Source organism: Pseudoduganella albidiflava (assembly GCF_004322755.1).
Classification (GTDB): Bacteria; Pseudomonadota; Gammaproteobacteria; order Burkholderiales; family Burkholderiaceae_D; genus Rugamonas; species Rugamonas albidiflava.
Genome location: NZ_CP036401.1, coordinates 3384992 through 3408114, shown reverse-complemented (window position 1 = coordinate 3408114; position 23123 = coordinate 3384992). Strand labels below are relative to the sequence as shown.

Sequence of the window (23123 nt, the reverse complement as noted above, 5' to 3'; positions counted from 1 at the left end):
GGTTCACTTTACCTTCCCGCTCTTCACCGCGGCGCCGCACGACGGCGACCGCCATCCCGCATGATGCGCCGCGATCCCATGCCTGCCCGGCTGCCCGGCCTGGACACGCTGCGCGCGCTGGCCATCGCGCTGGTGCTGATGTCCCACTATCACGGCTTCGTCAGCCATGCGCCGACCTTCGGCTTCGTGGGCAGGATCGGCTGGGCCGGGGTCGACCTGTTCTTCGTGTTGAGCGGCTACCTGATCGGCAACCAGCTGCTGGCGCCCGCCAGTCGCGGCGAACCCATGTCGCTGAAGCGCTTTTTCGCACGCCGCCTGCTGCGCACGCTGCCGAACTACTACGCCGTGCTGGCGGTCTACCTGCTGCTGCCGGACAGTCCGAACGCCGGCACCGGCATGGCACCGCTGTGGCAGTTCCTGACCTTTACCCAGAACTTCGGGCTGGCGTACGGCGAAACCTTCACCCATTCATGGTCGCTGTGCATCGAGGAGCAGTTCTACCTGGTGCTGCCGCTGGCGGTGCTGGCGCTGGCCGGCACCCGGCGCTCGCCGTGGCTGCTTTGGGGTGCGCTGTGCGCCGCCATGGCGGCCGGCATGGCAGCCCGCGGCATGGCCTTCCTGGACGGCCAGGACGCCTTTGCCGCGCCCGTCTACTACTCGAGCTTTTGCCGGTTCGACGAACTGCTGCCGGGTGTCGCCATTGCCATGCTGAAGAATTTCCATCCGGCGGCGTTCGCGCGGCTGGTGCGGCACGGGAATGCCCTGCTGGCCGCCGGACTGGCGGGGGCTGGCGCGGTGCTGTACGGGGTGCTGAACGAGGCGCCGAGCGCCTTCGCCGCGTCGACCTTCGGGTTTTCGCTGGTGGCCGCCAGCTTCGCGCTGCTGGCCTGCGCGGCACTGGGGCCCGGATCGCTGCTGAACCGTGTCCGCATTCCCGGCACGGCCAGCCTGGCGCTGTGGTCGTATGCGGTGTACCTCGTGCACAAGCCCGTGTTCATGGCGCTGCGCCCTGAACTGCTGGCCCGGGGCATCGATCCGGGCGCGCCGTCGACCATCGCCGTGGTCATGGCCGCGGGCATCCTGGGCGGCTGGCTGCTGTACCGCGCCGTCGAGCTGCCGTTCATGCGCCTGCGGAACCGCTGGTATCCGGCGGCGGGGGAAGCGGCGCGCCGGCCCGCGGCACAGGCCCCCGGCGGCACGCTCGGCGGCATGGCCTGACGGCGCGTGGCCCGTCACTCGGGCACGTGCACCCGCGCCTTCACGTGCTTCAGGTTCGCCACGATGGTGAAGGTCATGATGACCAGCAGCGACCAGGCGCTCCACTTGCCGACGTGGACCGCGGACCAGGCACCGAGCTGGTTCGGGTAGCGCCACACGCCCAGCAGCGTGCCCAGGTTCTCGGCCAGCCAGATGAAGAAGCCGGTCAGCACGAAGCCCAGCAGCAGCGGCATCCTGCGGTCGCGGTCCAGTGGCCGGAAGATCACGGTGGTGCGGGCGTACAGGCCGAGCGCGCAGGCTGCCAGGTACCAGCGGTAATCGCCGATGTAGTGGTGGGTATAGAAATTCAGGTAGATCAGGACCGCGATCGCGGCGGCCATCGGGTAGGGCGGATGGTGGCGGATGCGCAGGTCGAGCAGCCGCCAGGCCTGGATGATGTAGCTGCCGATGGCCGCATACATGAAGCCGGAGAACAGCGGCACGCCCAGCACCTTGCTGTAGGCGAAGTCCGGGTAGCTCCATGCGCCGATGCTGGTCTTGAACGCCTCGAGGGCGAAACCGACCGCGTGGAACAGGCCGATGGCCTTCACTTCATCCCAGCTCTCCAGGCGGGTGGCCAGCATCCATGCCTGGATCGCCAGGGCGACGGCGAGCAGCACGTCGTAGCGGGGAATGCCGGCCAGGCCGGCGCGCGGCACGCAGAACATCGCCAGGAAGAACAGGCCCGCGAACAGGCAGGCGCGGGCTTCCTTGACGCCGAAATACAGCAGTTCGACGAGCGGGCGATGGATCGGCCGCAGCTGGCGGGGGCGGGCGTCGGTCAGGTGGGCGTCGAGCGGGGCCAGCATGGAGTGGGGCGGCATCAAATGTGGGCGGCATCAAGCGGGTCCGGTACTGGGCGAGGCCGGCATCAATGCCCCCTGCCGCTCAATGGGGTTTCTTCTGCTGCTGGACAAGGATGAACGGGCTGACCACGCAGGCCCACAGCGAGGCATCCGTCTCCAGCCATTCCTGCGCCTGCCGGTCCGATACCTTGGCGATCTGGCCGGCGGCCATCCACTGGCCCACGCTGGCCTTGTCGTCGTGGGCGATGCGGACGGCGACCTCGACCAGGTCCATCTCATCCGCGATCCACACCACGTTGCCGGAGGCGAAGTGGCGCATCAGTTCGCTCCACGGCAGGCGGCCGGTTTCGCGGTTGACCTTCTGGCGGAGTTCGGTATCTTTCTGGGGATCGAGTTGCATCGTGCTTTTCTCTACGGGTCTTGGCTTACTGGAAGCGGGGTTCGACGACGGGCGCCGGGCTGCCCTGCCATGTTAACCGATAGGCCTGCCCTTTGCGAACGTTGCCCACCAATGCCGGGCGGAAGCAGGCCAGGTTTGTACCGCCGGCGCGCCGCACGCTGGGGTAGATGATGCCCGTGGAACCGGCTGCCAGCAGCCGTTCGGCCAGCAGTTGCGAGGTCTCGTAGCTGTCCGGCGCCAGGCAGGGGGCGAATTCCGCCAGCCCGCGGATATCGTGGAACGCCGCGGTGAAGTCGGCCACCATGGCCTGGTAGCTGACGCTGTCGTCGAAGCGGCCGATTTCCGCATACTCGACGGTCTTGTGGAAGATCACTTCGGCCAGCGCCGTCTCGGTCTCGAAGGCGCAATACCACGCGCCCCGGTCGCCATCGTTGAAACGGCTGCCTTCCGGGCGGGGATACGTGTACGCGGCATTGACGATGCGGAAATTGGGCACGTGCGACAGCAGTTCATCGATGCCGATGCCGGGCGCGCCGCCATGCTCGGCCAGCAGCCGCGCGTTGGTGGCGTTATCGAGCTCGAACAGGTCGGCCAGTTCGGCATCGCTGTCGGCCAGCGGCGCCAGGACCGAGTCCTCGATATCGGCGAAACGGGAAGGAATCAGCCGGCAGGTATCGAACTGGCGCAGCTGCCGCAAGGGCGGCACGGGCAGCACCGGCACGGCTGTCGGCGGGTTCGGCGGGGTGGACGGGATGGGCGGCGGCAATTACAGGCCTCCCCGGCGGGCATCGACCAGCTTGCGCACGGTCTGCATGGCCGGCATGCCGCCGGCCAGCATGTAGGCCAGCGGGCTGCTGCCCTTGAAGATGATGTTGCGGTTGGGGAGACTGACCCATTCATCGGCGAGCTTGTCGCCATAGATGATGTGCAGGGATTTGTAGATGCCGAGAAGATAGGAGATGCGGGTGATGCGGTCGACCTCGAGCAGGCGGTCGGGGCTGCGCTTCCATTCGTAGAAGGCGCTCTTCGAGGGGCCGCCCAGCAGTTCGCGGGCGTCGTCCTCGCGCAGCTTCCAGGCTTCGCACAGTTTGAAGAAACCCTTCAGGGCCGACTGGGACAGGCGCTCGCGGGCTTCGCGCGAGTTCAGGTCGACCGGTGGCGCCGGTTCGTAACGCGACTTGGGGTAGACGTAGGGGAAAGCGGCTGGCTGGGCAGGGGAAGATTGCATAATACCTCCTTATGTGGAGGATTTATACTCCATTTCCGGACTGGTTGCAAGCGCCGCACCGGTGCCCGGGCCGGCTGGCGCCACGCCGGGCTATCGAAGGCCCGCCTTCGGTACTACCATGCAGTTTTGACCAGAAAGGGTGCCATGAAACGTCCAGCCGCCACCATCCTGCTTGCCGCATTGGCCCTGTCCGGCTGTGCAAGCGGTCCCGCCGTCGACAATGCCGCGCTGGCGGCGCAAGTCACCGCCGCCGAGCGGGCCTTCGCCGATTCGATGGCGCGGCGCGATTTCGCCGCCTTCCAGCGCTTCCTGGCCGACGACGCCGTGTTCTACGGTCCGGCCGCGGCGCAGCGGGGCAAGGCCGAAGTGGCCGGGTTCTGGAAACAGTATTTCACGGGGCAGAAAGCGCCGTTCTCATGGGCCCCGGACCGCGTGGATGTGCTGGAGTCGGGCCTGCTCGCCTACTCGAGCGGCCCGGTGCACGACGCCGAAGGCCGGCTGATCGCGCGCTTCAATTCCGTGTGGCGCCAGGAGGCGCCCGGCCAGTGGAAGGTGGTGTTCGACAAGGGCGAGCCGGTCTGCAACCCGGCGGGGCCGGCCCGGCAGTAGGCGCGGCGGCAAGCTTGGCTTTTACGTCAAAGTCGCTTGATCAAGCCCACCCCAAGTGCAAAATCTGGGGTCAGGGAGGAATGCTGGCATGCATGCCAGCATCGTTCCGCAGGCGCGAAGCATGCCTCGCGAAACCCCTGCTTCACCCCGCCGGTCTGACCCTGGCCCTTTGCTGTTGGGGTGAATGTATGGGCCGAAGCCTGGCTCTTACGCCGGTTCGGCGTGCTCCACCATCAACTGCACGCGCGTGGTGCCGTTGTATTCGTTGGCATCGAGCCGGAACGCCACGCGGGCCCGTTCGCCCAGCGCATCCGTGCGGCCGAACCAGATCGCGTCATAGCGCGCGCCATTGCGTTCCAGTAATAGTTTCAGGTGCTTGTCCTTCAGGATGCGCTGGCTGACGACGCGGAATTCATCGCAGAACACGGGCGGCGCGAAACCCTGGCCCCACACGATGCCATCCATCAGTTCGATGAATTGCGTGGTGAAATAGGCATCTTCCAGCGGGCCGTCCGTTTCGATGACCCGCTCCAGCTGCTGTTCCGTCAGCCAGGCCTGGCCGACCGCCTCGAAGGCCTGCGAGAACGCCTCGAAGGCGTCGGCGCGGATCGACAGGCCAGCCGCCATCGCATGGCCGCCGAACTTGTCGATCAGGCTGGGTGCCCGCTTCGACACCAGGTCGAGCGCGTCGCGCAGGTGGAAGCCGGCGATCGAGCGGCCGGAACCCTTGATCCAGCCATCGCCGGCCGGCGCGAACGTGATGGTCGGCCGGTAGAACTTTTCCTTCAGGCGCGAGGCAACGATGCCGATCACGCCCTGGTGCCAGGCATCGTCGAACACGCAGATCGTCGAACTGCGCGACGGCTGGAAATCGTCCAGGTGCAGCAGCGCCGCATCCTGCATCTCGGCCTCGATCTCGCGGCGCTTCAGGTTGATCTCGTTGAGCTGCTGGGCCAGCGCCCAGGCGCGTCCTTCATCGTCCGTGACCAGGCATTCGATCCCCAGCGACATGTCTTCCAGGCGGCCCGCCGCGTTCAGCCGCGGCCCCAGCGCGAAGCCCAGGTCGAATGGCGTGGCGCAGCGCGCCTGGCGCCCGGCCACGCGGAACAGCGCGGCCACGCCGGCATGCATGCGGCCGGCGCGCATCCGCTTGAGGCCTTGCGCCACGAGGATGCGGTTGTTCGTGTCCAGCTTCACCACGTCCGCCACGGTACCCAGCGCCACCAGGTCGAGCAGCGAATCGAGCTTCGGCTGGGTTTGCGCATCGAACACCCCGCGGCGGCGCAGTTCCGCGCGCAGGGCAAGCAGCACGTAGAACACCACGCCCACGCCGGCCAGGTTCTTCGACGGGAAGCCGCAGGCCGGCTGGTTCGGGTTGACGATCACGCGCGCGTCGGGCAACCGGTCGCCCGGCAGGTGGTGGTCGGTGACGACCACTTCGATGCCGCGCCGCCTGGCTTCTTCCACGCCTTCGATGCTGGCGATGCCGTTGTCGACGGTGAGGATGATGTCCGGCGCTTTCTCGCGCGCCGTCAGCGCCACGATCTCGGGCGTCAGGCCATAGCCATATTCGAAGCGGTTCGGCACGATGAAGTCGACATTCGCGCCCATCGCGCGCAGGCCGCGCAGCGCGACGGCGCAGGCGGTGGCGCCGTCGCAATCGTAGTCGGCGACGATGACCATGCGCTTGCTGGCGGCGATCGCATCGGCCAGGAACACGGCGGCGGCATCGATGTGCAGCAGCCCCGAGGGCAGGATCAGTGCCGACAGGTCGGACGACAGGTCTTTCGGATCGGTCAGCCCGCGCGAAGCGAACAGGCGCGCCAGCACGGGGTGGATGCCTCCCTGGCGCAGCATTTCCGATTCGCGGAACGGGCAGGGGCGGTGCGTGATACGGGTCATGGATTCAACTTTATCGTGCTTGTTAACTTGCTCAGGCAAGCAGGTTTTTAAAGTTCTCGGTACGCCAGAACTTGTTCAGCGCCAGTTTCGTGGTGGCCGTGTCGGTCCAGCCCAGCCGGTTTGTCAGGATCAGGCGCACGCCGCTCGCCTGGCCGGAACGCAGCGCGCCCAGCAGCGGTGCGAACCACTGGTCTTCCAGCTGTTTCATCGATTCCAGCCAGCCTGGCCAGTCTTCGGCCAGCCCGGCGCCGGCCAGGTGGCCCAGCACGGCCAGGCGATCGTTGCCCTTCGTGGCCAGCCATTGGACACACGTGGCATCGCGCAGTTCCGGCGTGGCCAGCGCATTGAGCCAGGCGGGGGCCGCGGCGGTCGCCAGTGGCGTGCCGACCCGGGGCTGCGCAGCCGGGGCGCCGGCCCACAGCCAGAACGAGTTGACGGGCTGCGCGCGGGCCGCGTTCACCGGATGGGCGTGCCACAGCATCTGCACCTCGTTGAGCAGCCGGCGGAAGTCCCGCGCGGCGGCGCCTGACGGCAGCCACGGGTGCAGGTTGTCGCCGGTGGCGGCATCCGGCGAAGCCGTGGCGAGGCCGGCCCAGTCGTCGGCGCGCAGGAACCAGGTCCGGGCGTCGCCGTACACCAGCGTCTTGCCCAGTTCCTCGCACAGCGGCAGCGCGGCGTCGAACAACGCGCGCGATTCTTCGGCGCCGATGCGCAGGCCGCGCAGGTCCGGCATCATCAGGTGCGTGCCGATCACCAGGTGCACCGGGTGGAACAGGAACCAGTGGCCGGCATCCGGGGCCAGGCCGAGGCCCCGCATCACCGCCGGCGCGAACGGCGCGGCCGGCTGCGCGGCGGGATCGCCGGCCACGCCCAGCGCATGCGCCAGCCATGCCTCATGCGGCAGCAGCCGCGAGTCGGCATCGAACGCGTGCGCCGTGTGCGTGGAATTGCGGGACAGGAGCGTCGCCAGGGCCGGGGCCTGCAGCGCGCGGACGAGATCCGGCGCCATTTCGGCCGGCGGCAGGCCGAAAGGTAGAACGAGGGTCGTGGAAGCCATGCGCCATTATAAAAGATCGGCGGCCGCGGCGCCCCGGCCGCCAGCGCCTGCCTGGCTACGCTGCTCAGCTGTATCTCCGGCAATGCTGTTTATATGGCAAACTGCGCACTTTGCACAGGAGTCATCTTCTCCATGCGTTCTTCGCCGGGTTCCACTCCATGAGTTTCACGCACAAGATGCCGTTCGAATGGCAGGTCGGGCTGCGCTACACGCGCGCCGGGCGCCGCAGCGGCCGCAACACCTTCATTTCCTTCATTTCCGCGATCTCGATGGCGGGGATCGGCCTGGGCGTGGCGGCGCTGATCATCGTCCTGTCGGTCTACAACGGCTTCCAGAAGGAAGTCACGGCGCGCATGCTGTCGGTGCTGGGGCATATCGAGATCTACCAGATGGGCGGCCCGATGACGGACTGGCATGCCACGGCGCGCAGCGCGTTCGCCAACCCGGAAGTGAAGGGCGCGGCGCCGTTCGTGGAACTGCAGGCACTGCTGGCCCACGGCGGCGACGTGCTGCGCCCGGCCATCGTGCGCGGCATCCTGCCGGAAGAAGAGGGCAAGGTATCGGACATTCCCCGCCAGGTGAAGCAGGGCTCCCTGGCCGGCCTGAAGGCGGGCGAACAGGCCATCGTGCTCGGCATCGAGCTGGCCCGGGCGCTGGACGTGAAGGTGGGCGGCAAGGTGGCGATGGCGCTGTCCGAAGGCGGCCTGTCGGGCGGCACGCCGGCCATGCGCACGTTTACCGTGGCCGGCATCTTCGAGGCGGGCCACAATGAATTCGACTCCTCGCTGGCCTACGTGCACCTGGCCGACGGCCAGCAGCTGCTGAACCTGGCCGGCCCCTACGGCCTGCGCCTGAAGATCGAGGACATGGACCAGGCGCCCGAGGTGGCCTTCCAGCTGAAGCAGTCGATGCCGGGCGACCTGCTGGTGCGCGACTGGTCGAAGCTGAACGCCAACTGGTTTGCCGCCGTGCAGACCCAGAAGCGCATGATGTTCATCATCCTCACGCTGATCATCGCCGTGGCCGCGTTCAACCTGGTGGCGACGCTGGTGATGACGGTGACCGACAAGCAGGCCGACATCGCCATCCTGCGCACGCTGGGCGCGTCGCCCCGTTCGATCATGAAGGTGTTCATGGTGCAGGGCGCGCTGGTGGGCGTGGTGGGCACGGCGCTGGGCGTGGCCGGCGGCGTGCTCATCGCCATGAACGTGGGCACGATCGTGCCCGCCATCGAGACCCTGCTGGGCTTGAAATTCCTGTCGAAGGACATCTATTTCATCAGCGCCGTGCCATCCGACCTGCGCTGGGGCGACGTCGCGGCGATCGGTGGCACGGCCGTCGGCCTGGCCTTCGTCGCCACGCTGTATCCCAGCTGGTGGGCGGCCCGCGTGAAACCCGCGGAGGCGCTGCGCTATGAGTGATATGAAGCTCTGCCGTGATGTCCAGCCCTGGTACGACAGGAAGCCCTGCAATGATGTGCCGCTCCGGAATGACGTCACGCATGTGCTTGATGTCATGCACCTGTCGCGCGGGTGCCGCCATCTGTGGCACACTTCGGCTCCCTCGTTAAGTGGTGAGCGATGAGCTTCCTGAAAAATCTTCCCTATGAATGGCAGGTCGGCCTGCGCTACACCCGCGCGGGCAAGCGGGGCGGGCGCAACCGCTTCATCTCGTTCATCTCGCTGATCTCGACGGCGGGCATCGCCCTCGGCGTCGGCGCGCTGATCATCATCCTGTCCGTGATGAACGGCTTCCAGAAGGATGTGACGAACCGCATGCTGTCGGTGCTGGCCCACGTGGAAGTGTTCGACAAGGATGGCGGCATGCCGGACTGGCGCCAGCAGGCCGCCAACGCGCAGCGCCATCCCGAAGTGAAAGGCGCGGCACCGTTCTCGGAAACCCAGGCGGGCCTGATGCACGGCGGCGAGGCGCTGCGCCCGGCCATGGTGCGCGGCGTGCTGCCGGAGCAGGAAGCGGCCGTCTCCGACGTGGAAAAACACATCAGGATGGGCAGCTTCGCGGCGCTGCGCCCTGGCCAGTTCAATATCGTGCTGGGCATCGACCTGGCCCGCTCGCTGAACGCCGGCATCGGCGAAAAGGTGACGATGGTGCTGCCGCAGGGCACCGTCACGCCGGCCGGGCTGGTACCGCGCATGCGCTCGTTCACGGTGGTCGGCATCTTCGCCGCGCAGCACCAGGAATTCGATGCCGGCATGGCCTTCATCCACCTCGAAGATGCCCAGCGCATGCTGCGCATGGCGGCGCCGGCCGGCCTGCGCCTGCGCCTGGCGGACATGCACCGCGCGCCGCAGGTGGCCGATGAACTGAAGAAGATCATGCCGGCGAACCTGGAAGTGCGCGACTGGTCGAAGCTCAACGCCAACTGGTTCGCCGCCGTGCAGACCGAAAAGCGCATGATGTTCATCATCCTCACGCTGATCGTCGCGGTGGCCGCTTTCAACCTCGTATCCACGCTGGTGATGACGGTGACCGACAAGCAGCCGGACATCGCCATCCTGCGCACGCTGGGCGCCTCGCCCCGCTCGATCATGCAGATCTTCGTCATCCAGGGCGCGCTGGTCGGCCTGCTGGGCACCGCCATCGGCGTCGGCGGCGGCGTGCTGGTGGCGCAGAACATCGACGTGATCGTTCCGTTTATCGAAAACCTCCTGGGAGTGCAGTTCTTGTCGAAGGATATCTATTACATCACCACGGTGCCATCCGACATGCGCTGGCCGGACGTGACGAAGATCGGCGTGATCTCCGTCGTGCTGGCCTTCCTGGCCACCGTCTACCCGAGCCGCTGGGCATCGCGCGTGAAACCGGCGGAGGCCTTGCGCTATGAATAACGTGAACCATCCGGCGGGCGAGCCGGTCCTGTCCTGCCGCAACCTGGGCAAGACCTTCACCCAGGGCAGCTATGCCGTGCAGGTACTGAAAGGCATCGACTTCGCGGTGCACCGCGGCGAACGGGTGGCCATCATCGGCGCCTCCGGCTCCGGCAAGTCCACGCTGCTGCACCTGCTGGGCGGCCTGGACACGCCGAGCACCGGCAACGTGGTCTTGCAGGGCAAGGATTTCGCCACGCTGTCGGAAGCGGCGCGGGGCGACCTGCGCAACCAGGCGCTGGGCTTCGTCTACCAGTTCCACCACTTGCTGCCGGAATTCTCGGCGCTGGACAACGTGGCGATGCCGCTGATGATCCGCCGCATGAAGCGCGCCCAGGCCGAGGAAGCGGCGCAGGCCATGCTGGCCCGCGTGAACCTGGCCAAGCGCGTCACCCACGTGCCGGGTGAATTGTCCGGCGGCGAACGGCAGCGCGTGGCGCTGGCCCGCGCCCTCGTCACGCAGCCGGCTTGCGTGCTGGCCGACGAACCGACCGGCAACCTGGACCACACGACGGCCGAGGCGATCTTCGACCTGATGCTGGAGCTGTCGCGCACGCTGGGCACGGCGTTCGTCATCGTCACGCACGATCCGGAACTGGCGCGCCGCTGCGACCGCGTGCTGCGGCTGACGGACGAAGGCCTGCGTCCGGAGTAAGCCATGTGGATCGACACGCACTGCCACCTGGATGCGCGCGAATTCGGCGGCGATTCGCTTGGCGTGGCGGCGCGCGCGCTCGACAAGGGTGTCGGCATGATCGTCATCCCGGCGATCGACCGCGGCAACTGGGAAGCCGTGCGTGTACTGGGCACGGCCGCCGGCAACGCGTCGTATGCAATCGGCATCCACCCGATCTGCGTGCCGGCCGCCACGGAGGACGACCTGGCGGCCATGCGCGACACGGTGCGCGAAGCGCTCGGCGATCCGAACTTCGTCGCCATCGGCGAAGTGGGGCTGGACTTCTTCCTGCCGCAACTGTGCACGCCGGAGATGCGCGACAAGCAGGTCCTGTTCTTCCGTGAGCAGCTTAAGATCGCCCGCGAATTCGGCTTGCCCGTGTTGACCCACGTGCGCAAGTCGCAGGACCAGGTGCTCAAGCACGTGCGACAGATCCCGCCCGCCGGCGGCATCGCCCACGCCTTCAACGGCAGCTTCCAGCAGGCACAGGGCTACATCGACATCGGCTTCAAGCTGGGCTTCGGCGGCAACCTGACGTTTACACGCGCCCTGCAGATCCGCCGGCTGGCCGAGCAGTTGCCGCTGTCGGCGATCGTGATGGAAACGGATGCGCCGGACATCGCGCCGCACTGGGTTCATCCGGGCGTGAACACGCCCGACCAGGTCCCCGGCATTGCCGAAGTGCTGGCGCAACTGCGCGGCATCGGCCTCGACGAACTGCGGGACGCGACGACGGCGAACGCCCACGCCGTGATGCCGCGGCTGGGCGCCTTGACGGGCATGCGTGGTCCATGAGCCACTTGGTATGAGCCACGCACCATGAAGCGATCAAGGATGGCCGTCGCGGCGCAGGCGGCGTTGCTGTGCTGTGCCATCGCCATGCCGGCCGCGGCGCAACCGCGCTGGCAGCCCTTCACGTGGCACGTCGACAGTTTCGCCGGCGGGCCGCCGGAGCGGCTGGCCCTGTTCCTGCCCGCGACCATCGACGGCGCGCCATGCCTGGTGCAGCTCGACACGGGCGCCAACGGCGAATGGATGTGGGCAGGGCAGGCGGCGCAGGGCGAGCAACTGCCGCAAAAGACCGTCACCATCGAACTGGCCGGCATCCGCAAGCAGATCCAGGCCGATGCACAGAACCTCCGGTACGTGAATCCGCAGGTGTGCGCGATCCGTGCGGTGGCCACCGTCGGCAATGCGTTCTTCGAACACGGCACCCTCACGCTCGACCTGGGCAAGGCGCGTTTCGCGTACACGAGTAAACCCCTGCTGGCCACCGATCCGGCGGCGCATCCGCTGTTCTATGCGCGCTGGGGGCAAACCGGCGGCCACACGCTGGTCGAGCTGCACCTGCAGGGCGCCCGGCCATCGTATGCGCTGCTCGATACCGGCGCCGCCCGCTTCGGCCTGGCCGCCACGGATGCCGGCGAATGGGTCGAACTGACGGGCGGTGCGCCGCTGGCCGCGGGCGGCAAGGTGCGGCAGTTCGGGCTGGAAAGCTGGGGCAAGCAGGTGCAGTGCTTTGAAACGTCGGCCGCGCACCGGCTCACTGTGGCCGGTGTCGCGCTGGAAGAGACCCGGGTTTCCTATTGCGTGGACCAGGGCTTCCGCTCGCCCGTCAAGCTGGCCGGCGTGCTGGGCCTGCGGCCGCTGGGCGACCGGGTGGTCACCCTCGATTACCTGTCGAGGCGGTGGAAGCTCGAGGATGGGCAGGCGGCGCCGCCTGACCGGAAACAGCCTTAAGGGGTTCGTACCGGACGGTATCGTCGACCGGGCCGTGGCGGGTTCCCGCTAGCGGGCGATGTCGGCGGGTACCAGGCTGCTCGTGTTCTTGAGCACCGTGACGTTCGCCGTGTCGATCCGGTTCCGTTGCAGCACCACGCTCTGGCTGTCGCTCAGCCCGATGCCGATCGTGCCTGAACGCGTGCCCTCCACGTTCACCGTATTTTCGCCGATCACCGCGCGGTGGCCCGCGCGGAGGTACATCGCATGGCCGGTCGATCCGGCAGCCTGGTTGCGCAGGACGATGGTATTGCGCTCGATGCGCGCCGAAGGACCATAGCTGAGCAGCGCGACGGGCGGGCGGCCGCCAGGCGCGGCGTCGCAGATCATGTCGATCCGGTTATCGCGGACCTCGTTATCCTTGCCGGAAAGCTCGATCGCGCCGTACACGCCGCTGAACTCCATGCGTTCCACCGCGAAGCCGGTGAGGGTCAGGACGTCTCCCGCGTCCGGTTGCGTGTCCGGATAGGCTTTCGCCGGGTCGGTGGTGCTGTGCGAAAGCGTGATGCCGATGCCAGCGCCTTCGATGCGGCCGTCATGGATCCGGATGTACTGGCCCGTTCCCCACACACCGCGGTAGCGGCGTGTACCGGACATGCGCAGCGCGTGACCACGCATATCCAGGTCGACATTGCTTGCGTGGATCTCGATCATCGTGCCGGTGCAATCCGGCGTGGTGGCCGCGCAGTCGACCTCGTAATCCTGGTCCAGGCAGTATCTGCCGGGATGGTAGATGCCCATCGACGGCGTGCCGGACATCGTGCGGTCCCAGCGCAGCAACTGGCAGCCGGTGGCATCCTTCTCCACCTGCATGCGGGCGTGCGCGGCGGGCACGGCTGGCACAGGACGCGGGATGAACTGCTCCTTGATGGCATGGGTGAGCAAGAGCCAGACGAGGCGCCCGCCACCGATTTCTTCCGCGCCCACGCGCGGTGGCAGGGCGAGGGCCATGAGCGCAGCCGCGCCGATCACATGCTTTGACACCAGATGCTTTGACACCACATGCTTTGACACTACATGCTTTGACACCATTGCCTGATTCCTTGTCGATGCGAAAGGGCGTTATTGTATTGGCGCTGTCAGCGCGGGCGAGGCATGACCTTCGCCACGAAGGTGGGCAAGTTCCATGTGCTGCCGAACCCCGCGGTCCCGCACCGGCCCGACGTGGCCTGGCGCGTCCGCGCAAAGCGGCGGCCATCCCATACCCATTCCGTGCTTTCCCAGCACCCGCTCATGCTGCGGTAAGCATGGATCTCGCCGGGCGCATGATCGCTGCCGTCGGTCGTCACGAGCGCCGGCTCGAAAGGGGCGGCGCTGCCGGTGACCCAGTAGGCGGTCCCGGTTCCCGCCGCACCGGCCCAGCATTGGCCGTAGACCAGCAGCCGGCCGGCGCTGAGGGGCAGGGCTGACAGATCGTCCGGCCCGAGAGCTTCGCAGTCGCCTTCTGCCAGCGTGCCGCGCAGCTCGCGCATCAGCGCTGCGCGCGTTGCGGGTGGCAGGACCACCTCGTCCTTGCCGGTCGCTGCCCGCCGCACTTCGGGCGGCGGCAGCGCCGGCAAAACACCATCCTCGGCACGGGAGCCCATGCGCAGCAGTGCCCCCGGGGTGCCCAGGCGTCCCTGCAACGCATCCATCTTGAGCAGCACGGCGGCCGCGCCCTGGCCGGACAGCGTCCATACCTGCTCGCCGTCATGCCATTGCACCACGCCCGTGCCGGCAACTGCCTCCACCAAGGCCCGTAACTGCGCAGCGCTCAGTGTGCCCTGCATGTCGTCGCCGCCGAGTGTTACGTCGCCCAGCGCGTGCCCGTCGGCGCGCATCGCCACGTTGCCCGTCTTCGGCACCCAATACTTTCCATCGAACCCGGTCAGCATCAGCGTTGCCGTCACGGGCCGGCCGGGTCCTGCCGCGCGTTCCAGCAACACGGTAGCAGCCGGGTTCCCCGGCTCCTCGGCCTGGTAGTAGCCGACGGCGCGGCAGGTGCGGGTGTTGTCGCAGGCGATTTCCCAGTCATGATGGGCAAAATGGATACCCTCCGGGGTATCCGCCAGTGCGGGGAGGGCACAGGCGCCCAGCAGCGCGGCGGTGATGGCGATTCTCATGCCGCGACGATAGCAAAACTTGAGCGGCGCGTCTTGCCTTCCGGCCCGGCTACCGTGATACCCTGTAAAAATTGCTCAGATAAAACATCTGCTACTCCATGTTATCCTGCGGGCTTGACGTGGCCTGGCCGAGCCGGACGCCGACCAGGTATCGCGGCCAGCCCTCCGCATGGCTGCGCGTCTACCCTTATGCATGAGGCACCCATTTGGACATTGCTGCGGCTGAAGAAACCATGATCATCAAGGCGAGCCTTCGCAAGCTGCTGTGGCTGCTTGTATTGCTCGGCAGCCTGTTACTCATGGCCGTGTCGGCACTCCCGGGCCTGGCCGGCTGGTTCGGAACGATCGTCATGGGCCCGCTGTTTTGCCTGGCTCTGTACATCTACCGGCCCGGCGCCACCCTCCTCAGACTTCACGCGAGCGGACTGGACATCGAAACCGCCGGGCGAAAACGGACGGTGGACTGGTCCCACGTGATCGGTTTCCATATCGGCATGAACCAGGGAGACAGGCACATCGGCATCCTGTACACCAACGATCACCTGGCCCACCTTCGCTTGCGACAGTCCCGGGCGCCGGATTCGGACATCGAATGGATCAGGGATCTTTACGTCATGCCGTTGGACGAGTTGTGCAGCACCTTGAACAGATGGGTTGCCAGAAAAAATCCGCTGGTCCACGGATCCGGGCGGAACACGATCGACTCTCGCTCGTTGATGGCATGACGTGGCAGGGTCAACGTAAGTTGCCACCGGCCCGCGCCAGAAGCCGAGCAATGTATCCGATTCCCGGGCCGTATCCGCATTCGGTTACACGGCGCTTGCAGCGCCCCTCTCGGCGGCGCTCCAGGCGAGGCCGCATCGCCGTCTGTTCAAATCGTGGGTTCCGTGTGCCAGTGCCGCTGGCCCGCTACTGCGCCGGCAGGTGCTGCAACTCCAGCCCCACGGCCGACCGCTTCGGAAACCCCTTCCACGCGGCGGTGTCCGGACCGGCCGTGCCGCCGGCGGGCAGAGGCGGCAGGTCCAGGTAGGATTGCAGCGGCTGTCCCTTCAGCGTGACGCCGAGGAACGCGGTCACGAAATGCTGGTTGATGTTGTTGATGCGCCGGCTGTCCCATGCCGGCTCGGCGTAGGCCATGAACTCTTCCAGCCCGGCGGCAGCGGCGGCCGGCGGCGGCGGATTCGGTGCCGTGTTGTGCCGCGCGCCGCGGTAGGTGAGCAGGTACCGGTCGGCGTGCACGAGGCCCTGGAAGAGGCGAAGCACGCCATCCTTGTAGCCAGAAATATCGTCCTGGTCGCCAGCGATGAACAATGTTGGCGTGCGCACCCCCGCCAGGCCCGCGTCGTCCCAGATCTTGCCGGCGCCGCCCCACGGTGCGAAGGCGACGACCGCCTTGATGCGTGGGTCGCGGCGTGCGTCATATTCAGGGTTACCGCGCTGGTGTACGGCCAGCCCGCCACCGGGCACGAAGGCCACCGCATCCGCGCTGAGCCCGGCGCCAACGACATTGAGCACGCCATAGCCACCCATCGAATAGCCGACCAGCGCGGTGCTGTCCGTGTCGACCAGGCCGGCGAGGAAATGGCCGCTGCCGGCTTCCGCCCACCTGGCCACCGATCGCAGCACGAAGAGATCGTCCAGCGGCCGGTTCAGCAGCGTGCTGGGGAAGCCCGCCTTGTCCGCGCGCGTGGATTCGGCATGGTCGATGGCCACCACCACATAGCCTTTTGACGCCAGGTTCTCGGTCAGGTAGCTCATTTGCAGGCGCGAGCCGGGGTAGCCGTGCGACACGATCACCAGCGGATAGCGGGCAGGGGCCGCGGCCGGCAGCGGTGCCGCGTCACGGGCGGCGCGGCCGGCGAACTGGAACGGCGTATTGGGGCGTGCCGGGTTGCCGGGCCCCGATCCCAGCACGTCGGTATACATCACATGTTCCCGCTCGCCCGGCGCCAGGCGGCCCGGATACCAGACTTCCAGCTTGAGCTTGCGGCTGTAGCGCGGGTCCGGCCGGCTCGCGCTGGCGTTCAGGATGTCCAGCTGGTCCTTGTTCTCGATGACCACCGTGCGCACGCCCACCGGCAGGCTGCCGCGCGCCGCCAGCTCCGGTGCGTCCGGCCGCGCATCGCCGTAGTACTCCACGGCCGGCGCCGGTGCCGGTTTCTTTGCCAGCGCTCCAGGCGGTGCCACACATGCCGCCATCATCATCACCACCACAGCCACCTTGCCGACCATCTCATTCCTCTCCATGTAGTTGGTACCGATACCATGGATGAGTGTCACGCGGCCGGGTGCCGGCGTCAATGAATTTTATAAGCCTTCGATATGTCGTTTACGGATATGCGGGAGAGACCAGGGCCTGCGTAGTCCCGGGCCCGCGGCGGGGCGCTGATGTCTGCCGCGTTGATGCATTTCAAGGCGGTGGGACCGTGGACGCGCCTATCGTAACGCCTCGGCTGCGCGCCGCGACGGGCGCAGAGATCCGGCGCCACGCGTGCCCGGTAGGCAACCAACTCCGGAGGCGGCATGCGCAGCGCGATTCTCGGCTTTGTCGGCGGTGCGGCGTTCCTGCAAACCCAGTCCGCCTTAACCGCCCATGCCCTGCACATCCTCCTGGCCCTGCTGATGCTTGCCGGTTTATTGGCTTGGCTGGCGCGCGGCCGGTGGCGCATTGCGGCCGGCGTGGCGTGCGGTGCGGCGCTCGGGTTTTATTGGGCGGCGGTACTGGCCAGCCACGCCCTGGCGCCGCAACTGGCGAAGGCCGACGAGGGCCGCGACATAGTCGTGACGGGCACCATCGACAACCTGCCGAACCGCACCGGCCAGTTCACGCGGTTCTTCCTCGCCGTCGAACGTGCCGAAGGCGTCAAGGTACCGCCGCGCATCGCGCTGTCCTGGTATGCCGGCTTCCGGGGCGAAGTGCGGGACGTGCCCGAATTGCGGCCGGGCGAACGCTGGCGCCTGACCGTGCGCCTGCAGCGGCCGCACGGCAACGCCAACCCGCATGGCTTCGACTACGAACTGTGGCTGCTCGAACAAGGCATCCGCGCCACCGGCTACGTGCGCCCGGCGGGCCGGCACGAGCGGCTGAGCGACTTTGTCCCTTCGGCCCGCAACGCCATCGAACGGCTGCGCCACGGCCTGCGCGAGAAGATCCGGCATGCGCTGGAGGGCCGGGAATATGCGCCCGTGATCGTGGCCCTGGTGGTCGGCGACCAGCGCGGCATCGACCAGGACGACTGGCAGCTCTTCACGCGCACCGGCATCGGCCACCTGGTGTCGATCTCGGGCTTGCACATCACGATGATCGCGGGACTGGTCGCCTGGGCCATGGCGGCACTGTGGCGCCGCTCGTTCTTCCTGCCCCGCGCGCAATTGCCGCTGCTGCTGCCGGCGCAGAAGGTGGGCGCGCTGGCCGGCATGCTGGCGGCGCTGCTGTACGTACTGTTGGCCGGTTTCGGCGTGCCCGCGCAACGCACGCTGTACATGCTGTGCGTGGTCGCGCTGGCCGTGTGGACGGACCGCATCGCCTGCGTGTCGCACGTGCTGGCGCTGGCGGCCGGGCTGGTGGTATTCCGCGATCCATGGGCCGTGATGTGGCCGGGATTCTGGCTGTCGTTCGGCGCCGTCGGCGTTATCTTATATGCCTCGGTCGGCCGCACGGCGGTGTGGAAGAACCCCGGCGACCCGGACTCCCTCGATCCGGATGAACGCCGCGCCACGCCTCTCACGCGCCTCCAGCGTTTGATGCACGTACTGCGCGGCGCGGCGCACACCCAGTATGCCGTCACCCTGGGGCTGGTGCCGCTGACGATGCTGCTGTTCGCCCAGGTCTCCGTGATCAGTCCCGTCGCGAACGCGATCGCCATTCCCGTCGTCAGCCTGCTGGTCACGCCACTGGCGCTGGCCGGTGGGCTGCTGCCCGAACCGCTGGCGACACCGCTGCTGGTGCTGGCGCACGAGCTGATGCGCTGGCTCGCCGTGGCGCTGCAATGGCTGGGCGCCGCGCCGCTGGCGGTGTGGCATGCGCCGGTGCCGTCCTGGTGGCTGTTCGCCTTCGCGCTGGCCGGCACCCTGTGGCTGCTGGCGCCGCGCGGCTGGCCCACGCGCTGGCTCGGCGCCTTCACCTGGCTGCCGCTGCTGGCCGCGCAGCCGGATGCGCCGGCACCCGGCACCGCGCGTATCGTCGCGTTCGACGTGGGTCAGGGCATGGCCGTGCTGGTCGAGACGGCCGGGCACCGGCTGCTGTACGACACGGGGCCGACGTACGGTACGGACGCGAATGCCGGCAGCCGGGTGCTCGTGCCCTACCTGCGGGCGCGCGGCATCGCCCGGCTCGACGGGCTCGTCGTCAGCCATGGCGATGCCGACCATGCCGGCGGCGCGCTGGCCGTGCTGCGGGACATCCGCGCTGGCTGGACGCTGTCGTCGCTGCCGCTGGCGCATCCCGTCGTGCTGGCGGCACCCGGGCACCGGCATTGCGTCGCCGGCCAGCGCTGGGAATGGGATGGCGTGCGCTTCGAGATGCTGCATCCGACCGCCGCCAGCTATGCCGACCCGTCGATCAAGACCAATGGCCGCAGTTGCACGCTGCGGATCGCCGCCGGCGGCAAGGTCGTGCTGCTGGCCGGCGACATCGAAGCACGCCAGGAAGCGGAACTGGTGGCGCGCGCCGCGCCCGCGTTGCGCGCGGACGTGCTGCTGGTGCCGCACCACGGCAGCGGCACGTCGTCCACCGAAGTGTTCCTGGATGCGGTGCGGCCGGCGCTGGCCGTGTTCCAGGTCGGGCACCGGAATCGCTACCGGCACCCGAAGCGGGAAGTCGTGGAGCGCTATGAACGGCGCGCGGTCGATACGCTGCGCACCGACATCGGCGGCGCCATCGGTATCGACCTCGCTAGTCCGATACGGGTGGACAGCTACCGCGTGTCGCGTCCGCGCTACTGGCACGATTGACCGACGCGCCTTCCGCTCAAGGCGTTGCGCGAAGCGGCCGCCGCCGATCAGGCGCGCCGCCAATCCAGTCATGCGGGCTGCCCGGAACGGTGGCGCGTAGCCCGCAACCGTCCCCGCCGATCAGCCGGATGATTGCCGTCACATTAGTCATGTCCTTGAGCGGTTGGTGGATTGACGCTCTGATCGGAAGGTTCCTACCATCGGTCCAGGTTCACGGTTGCAAGGCCATCAATGCGAGAGTGGCCGAAATGCGAGAACAGCCGGAACGTCGGATCGGTAAACACTTCATTTCGATTGGGGACGACGAATGCGACATCCGCAGCGCAGCAGCAAGAACCGAATCCGGCGACACCGGTCCATTTCCGCGGCACTCGCGGCCAGTTGCGTCACCTGCATCGCCGGGGCGCAGGAAGCGCCCGCCGCGGCGCCGGCGGAGACCACCGTCGTCATCACCGGTACCCGACTGGTGAACCGCGGCTTTCTCGCGCCCACCCCCGTCACCGTGCTCGATGCGCAGGAACTGAAGGTGACCGGCACGCAGAACCTGGAAACGCTGCTGACGGATACGCCGCAATTCACCGCCAACCAGTTGAGCAGCCCCACCGCGAATACCATGCAGGCCGGCCAGCCGTCCGGCACGGCCACGCTGAACCTGCGCAACCTGGGGCCGACCCGCAACCTGGTGCTGGTGAACGGGCGCCGCTTCGCGATCACCGGTCCCGACCTCACCACCGACATCAACGCGATTCCCGCCGCGCTGGTGCGGCGCATCGAAACCGTGACCGGCGGTTCCTCCGCGGTGTACGGGTCGGACGCGATATCCGGTGTCGTCAACTTCATCCTGCGCGACAATTTCCAGGGCGTGGAAATCAATGCCCAGCATACCCGGGACCAGCCTACCGGCACGCCGACCAACAGCGTCGACCTGACGGTGGGCGGCAATTTCGCCGGCAACCGCGGCAACGCGGTCCTGTCGCTGAACTACATGGACCGGGAGGGCATGACGCGCGGCGAACTGGGCGGCTACTCGCTGCCATCGATGGGCGACGGCTGCGTCACCGCCGCTTCGTGGTCGGCGACCCGCCCTGGCACACCGCTCGCGGTGCCGGGTGGGCAGACCTGCCTGTCCGCCGGCGGCCGGCCTGGCCTCGTCTACAGCGGCTCGTCCACCGTGCCGACAGGGCGCATCGGCAACCTGCCGGTTGTCGGTTCGGCGGCGTCGAACCCGGCACTGGAGGCCGCGCTGCGCGCTGCCGGCCTGCAGGGCATGGGCACGCTGGGCGCCATCTTCGACGCCAGCGGGAAAGCGGTGCGGCCCTATGTCGCGCCCGACGACGGCTATGACCTGGGGCCGTTGTCGTATGTGGTCACCCCGCAGAAGCGCTGGATGGGCAACGCCTTCGCGCACTACGATTTCAATGAGCGCGCCACCGGCTACCTGGAACTGCATTACAGCAGCAACATCGCCAAGGTGCAGATCGGGCCGACCAGCGCGAGCGGAAACTTCCTCGTCAACGCCAACAACCCGTACCTGAGCACGCAGATGCAGGAAGTGATGCGCCAGCTCGACCTGCGCGAGTCGGGCACGCTGCGCGCGACCAACGGGTCGCAGACGTTGACGACGGTGGCGGGTGACGGCCTGGCGCTGGTCAACCTGAACCGGCGCCTGTCCGACCTCGGCACCCGGCTGGCCGAGACGGACCACAGCGTATTTCGCGCCGCCATCGGCCTGCGAGGCGAGCTGCCCGCCGTGTCCGAAAACTATTTGAGCGACCTGAAATACGACATCTACTACACGCACGCGCGCACCACCGAATCGCAGTACCAGGCGGGCTCCATCTCGCTGAGCCGCTTCCAGAATGCGTTGCTGGCACAAAACGGCGCGGCGCCGGTGCTCAATCCCTTCGGCCAGAACCTCAGCGACGCGGCACGCGAGGCGATCCTGATCTCGTCCAATTCCGATATCGTCGCCGAGCAGCAGGTGGTGGCCGGCAACGTGACGGGCAAGCTGGCCGAATTGCCTTCCGGCCCGGTCGACTTCTCGGCGGGCTTCGAGCGTCGCCATTCGTACAGCAAGTACACGCCGGACGCGTTCCTGTCGTCGGGCGACGTCTCGGGCTGGAATGCCGCGCGGCCCACCGAAGGCGAAGCCACCGTCAAGGAATTCTTCGGCGAGGCGCGCGTCCCGCTGCTCAAGGACCGGGCATTCGCGAAAAGCCTGAGCGTCAGCGGCGCGTTTCGCCGTTCCGACTACGACGTGGAATCGGTTGGCAAGGTGTGGACCAGTTCCATCGGCACCGAATGGGCACCGATGGACAGCCTGACCTTCCGCGTGCAGAAGCAGAAATCGATCCGCGCGCCGAACGTGGGTGAACTGTTCGGTGGCCAGGGCCGCAACGGCCCGACCGCCATCGATCCCTGTTCCAGCCGTGCCCCGGCCGGCCAGCAGACCGCCGCCGTGCGCGCGCTGTGCGAGGCCACCGGCGTGCCGGGCGGCCTGGTGTTCGATCTTTCGGTGCAGCCGACCCAGTTCCTCACGCAGATCCTGGGCGGCAATCCGGACCTGACGGCGGAGACGTCGCACACCACCACCATCGGCGCTGTCTTCGCGCCGACGGCCGTGCGCGGCCTGCAGGTGAGCCTGGACTTCTACCGGATCACGCTGGACAACGCCATCTCGACGCTGGGCGGCGGCGGCATCCAGTCCGTGCTGGACCTGTGCTACCTGACCATCCAGAGCGCGGACAGCGTCTACTGCCGGGCGATCAACCGCGATCCGGTGACCGGCCAGATCGCCGCGCCGACCTATGTGATGACCACCGCCGCGAACATCGGCGGCATCCGCACCCGGGGCGTCGACCTGGCGGCGAACTACGGCTTCCGCACCGGCTGGGGCCTTGGCGGCGGCGGAACGCGGTGGAGCGTCGACACCAACTGGACCTACGTGGATGAACTGACCTTCACGCCGATCCAGGATATCCCGGACGTGACCAACGAATGCGTGGGTACCTGGGGCGGCACGTGCGGCCAGCCCGTGGCGAAGTGGAAGGGCACGGCGCGGGTGACGATGAACAGCGGGAAGCTGATGCTGTCGGCGCGGGCCCGCTACAGCGGCAGCGTGACCACCGATGCGTACCTGGTCCCGCAGCGCCGGGGCGTGGCGCCGCCGGCCTTCGAATCGCTGACCAATCCGCGCATCGGCTCGTACACCTACCTCGACCTGACGGCCGGCTACGATTTCAGCAAGATGGTCAACCTGACCGCCGGCGTGCGCAACGTCACCGACCGCGCCCCGCCGGTGCTGGGCTCCACCCAGCTGCCGTCGAACAATTCGGTGTCGGCCACGTACGATCCGCTGGGGCGCGTGTTCTTTGCCACGTTGAATGTGCGGCTGTAGCGCAGCGTGTGCCTGCAACCGGGGTTAAGGGAGCGCTAGAGGCTGTCACCTGTGCTGGGGTCAGGAAGG

At 67.7% G+C, this 23123-nt stretch carries 19 protein-coding genes; 10 read left to right on the top strand and 9 right to left on the bottom strand.

The genetic code is table 11. From position 1 onward, the window contains the following. Positions 1 to 78 precede the first annotated feature (78 nt). Entirely contained in the window at positions 79 to 1218 is a 1140-nt protein-coding gene (locus EYF70_RS14135; RefSeq protein WP_131145981.1) for an acyltransferase family protein, read from the top strand. Between the two features lie 14 nt (positions 1219 to 1232). On the opposite strand, the gene EYF70_RS14130 is transcribed toward EYF70_RS14135, so the two are convergent. The 4 genes from EYF70_RS14130 to EYF70_RS14115 all read right to left on the bottom strand — a co-directional run bounded on the left by EYF70_RS14130 (position 1233) and on the right by EYF70_RS14115 (position 3691). Then, on the bottom strand, positions 1233 to 2081 hold the full coding sequence (locus EYF70_RS14130) for a DUF817 domain-containing protein (RefSeq protein WP_371861724.1): 849 nt from the start codon (positions 2079 to 2081) through the stop codon (positions 1233 to 1235). A 64-nt stretch (positions 2082 to 2145) separates the two neighbouring features. Further along, complete coding sequence (locus EYF70_RS14125) at positions 2146 to 2463, bottom strand: DUF2288 domain-containing protein (RefSeq protein WP_131145980.1); 318 nt, start codon at positions 2461 to 2463, stop codon at positions 2146 to 2148. A 25-nt stretch (positions 2464 to 2488) separates the two neighbouring features. Next, a complete protein-coding gene (locus EYF70_RS14120; RefSeq protein WP_131149092.1) occupies positions 2489 to 3184 on the bottom strand; it encodes an RES family NAD+ phosphorylase in 696 nt (231 codons plus the stop codon). 45 nt (positions 3185 to 3229) lie between these two features. Next, positions 3230 to 3691, bottom strand: coding sequence for an antitoxin Xre/MbcA/ParS toxin-binding domain-containing protein (locus tag EYF70_RS14115; protein WP_131145979.1), 462 nt, complete (start codon positions 3689 to 3691; stop codon positions 3230 to 3232). A 144-nt stretch (positions 3692 to 3835) separates the two neighbouring features. Here EYF70_RS14115 and EYF70_RS14110 point away from each other — a divergent pair, with 144 nt between their 5' ends. Next, a complete protein-coding gene (locus EYF70_RS14110; RefSeq protein ID WP_131145978.1) occupies positions 3836 to 4300 on the top strand; it encodes a YybH family protein in 465 nt (154 codons plus the stop codon). A gap of 207 nt (positions 4301 to 4507) precedes the next feature. Here EYF70_RS14110 and recJ read toward each other — a convergent pair whose 3' ends face one another. Together recJ and EYF70_RS14100 are read right to left on the bottom strand one after the other, a co-directional pair. After that, positions 4508 to 6202, bottom strand: coding sequence for a single-stranded-DNA-specific exonuclease RecJ (recJ, locus tag EYF70_RS14105; RefSeq protein WP_131145977.1), 1695 nt, complete (start codon positions 6200 to 6202; stop codon positions 4508 to 4510). Positions 6203 to 6233: 31 nt separating this feature from the next. After that, a complete protein-coding gene (locus EYF70_RS14100; RefSeq protein WP_131145976.1) occupies positions 6234 to 7259 on the bottom strand; it encodes a hypothetical protein in 1026 nt (341 codons plus the stop codon). 158 nt (positions 7260 to 7417) lie between these two features. Between EYF70_RS14100 and EYF70_RS14095 the strand changes: the two genes are divergently transcribed. The 5 genes from EYF70_RS14095 to EYF70_RS14075 all read left to right on the top strand — a co-directional run bounded on the left by EYF70_RS14095 (position 7418) and on the right by EYF70_RS14075 (position 12563). Next, positions 7418 to 8680, top strand: a complete 1263-nt coding sequence (locus tag EYF70_RS14095) for a lipoprotein-releasing ABC transporter permease subunit (RefSeq protein ID WP_131145975.1) — start codon at positions 7418 to 7420, stop codon at positions 8678 to 8680. Positions 8681 to 8839: 159 nt separating this feature from the next. Then, complete coding sequence (locus EYF70_RS14090; RefSeq protein ID WP_131145974.1) at positions 8840 to 10108, top strand: lipoprotein-releasing ABC transporter permease subunit; 1269 nt, start codon at positions 8840 to 8842, stop codon at positions 10106 to 10108. Next, the gene (lolD, locus tag EYF70_RS14085; protein ID WP_131145973.1) at positions 10101 to 10802 is read left to right on the top strand and encodes a lipoprotein-releasing ABC transporter ATP-binding protein LolD; all 702 of its coding nucleotides are present in this window, start codon (positions 10101 to 10103) and stop codon (positions 10800 to 10802) included. Before EYF70_RS14090 ends, lolD begins: the two co-directional genes overlap by 8 nt. Positions 10803 to 10805: 3 nt before the next feature. Next, positions 10806 to 11618, top strand: a complete 813-nt coding sequence (locus EYF70_RS14080) for a TatD family hydrolase (RefSeq protein WP_131145972.1) — start codon at positions 10806 to 10808, stop codon at positions 11616 to 11618. Between the two features lie 24 nt (positions 11619 to 11642). After that, a complete protein-coding gene (locus tag EYF70_RS14075) occupies positions 11643 to 12563 on the top strand; it encodes a hypothetical protein (protein WP_131145971.1) in 921 nt (306 codons plus the stop codon). Positions 12564 to 12611: 48 nt separating this feature from the next. On the opposite strand, the gene EYF70_RS14070 is transcribed toward EYF70_RS14075, so the two are convergent. Continuing rightward, positions 12612 to 13553: a right-handed parallel beta-helix repeat-containing protein gene (locus EYF70_RS14070; protein ID WP_165497666.1), complete on the bottom strand. Its 942-nt coding sequence runs from the start codon at positions 13551 to 13553 to the stop codon at positions 12612 to 12614. Between the two features lie 128 nt (positions 13554 to 13681). Continuing rightward, positions 13682 to 14704, bottom strand: a complete 1023-nt coding sequence (locus EYF70_RS14065; RefSeq protein WP_131145969.1) for a DUF1176 domain-containing protein — start codon at positions 14702 to 14704, stop codon at positions 13682 to 13684. A gap of 233 nt (positions 14705 to 14937) precedes the next feature. Here EYF70_RS14065 and EYF70_RS14060 point away from each other — a divergent pair, with 233 nt between their 5' ends. Continuing rightward, positions 14938 to 15429, top strand: coding sequence for a hypothetical protein (locus EYF70_RS14060; RefSeq protein WP_131145968.1), 492 nt, complete (start codon positions 14938 to 14940; stop codon positions 15427 to 15429). Between the two features lie 184 nt (positions 15430 to 15613). On the opposite strand, the gene EYF70_RS14055 is transcribed toward EYF70_RS14060, so the two are convergent. Continuing rightward, positions 15614 to 16984 carry an alpha/beta hydrolase family protein gene (locus tag EYF70_RS14055; RefSeq protein WP_229420858.1) on the bottom strand — a complete coding sequence of 457 codons (1371 nt, stop codon included), beginning with the start codon at positions 16982 to 16984 and terminating at the stop codon, positions 15614 to 15616. A 243-nt stretch (positions 16985 to 17227) separates the two neighbouring features. Between EYF70_RS14055 and EYF70_RS14050 the strand changes: the two genes are divergently transcribed. Next, entirely contained in the window at positions 17228 to 19657 is a 2430-nt protein-coding gene (locus tag EYF70_RS14050) for a DNA internalization-related competence protein ComEC/Rec2 (protein WP_131145967.1), read from the top strand. Between the two features lie 307 nt (positions 19658 to 19964). After that, positions 19965 to 23054, top strand: coding sequence for a TonB-dependent receptor domain-containing protein (locus EYF70_RS14045; protein WP_131145966.1), 3090 nt, complete (start codon positions 19965 to 19967; stop codon positions 23052 to 23054). Positions 23055 to 23123: the final 69 nt, after the last annotated feature.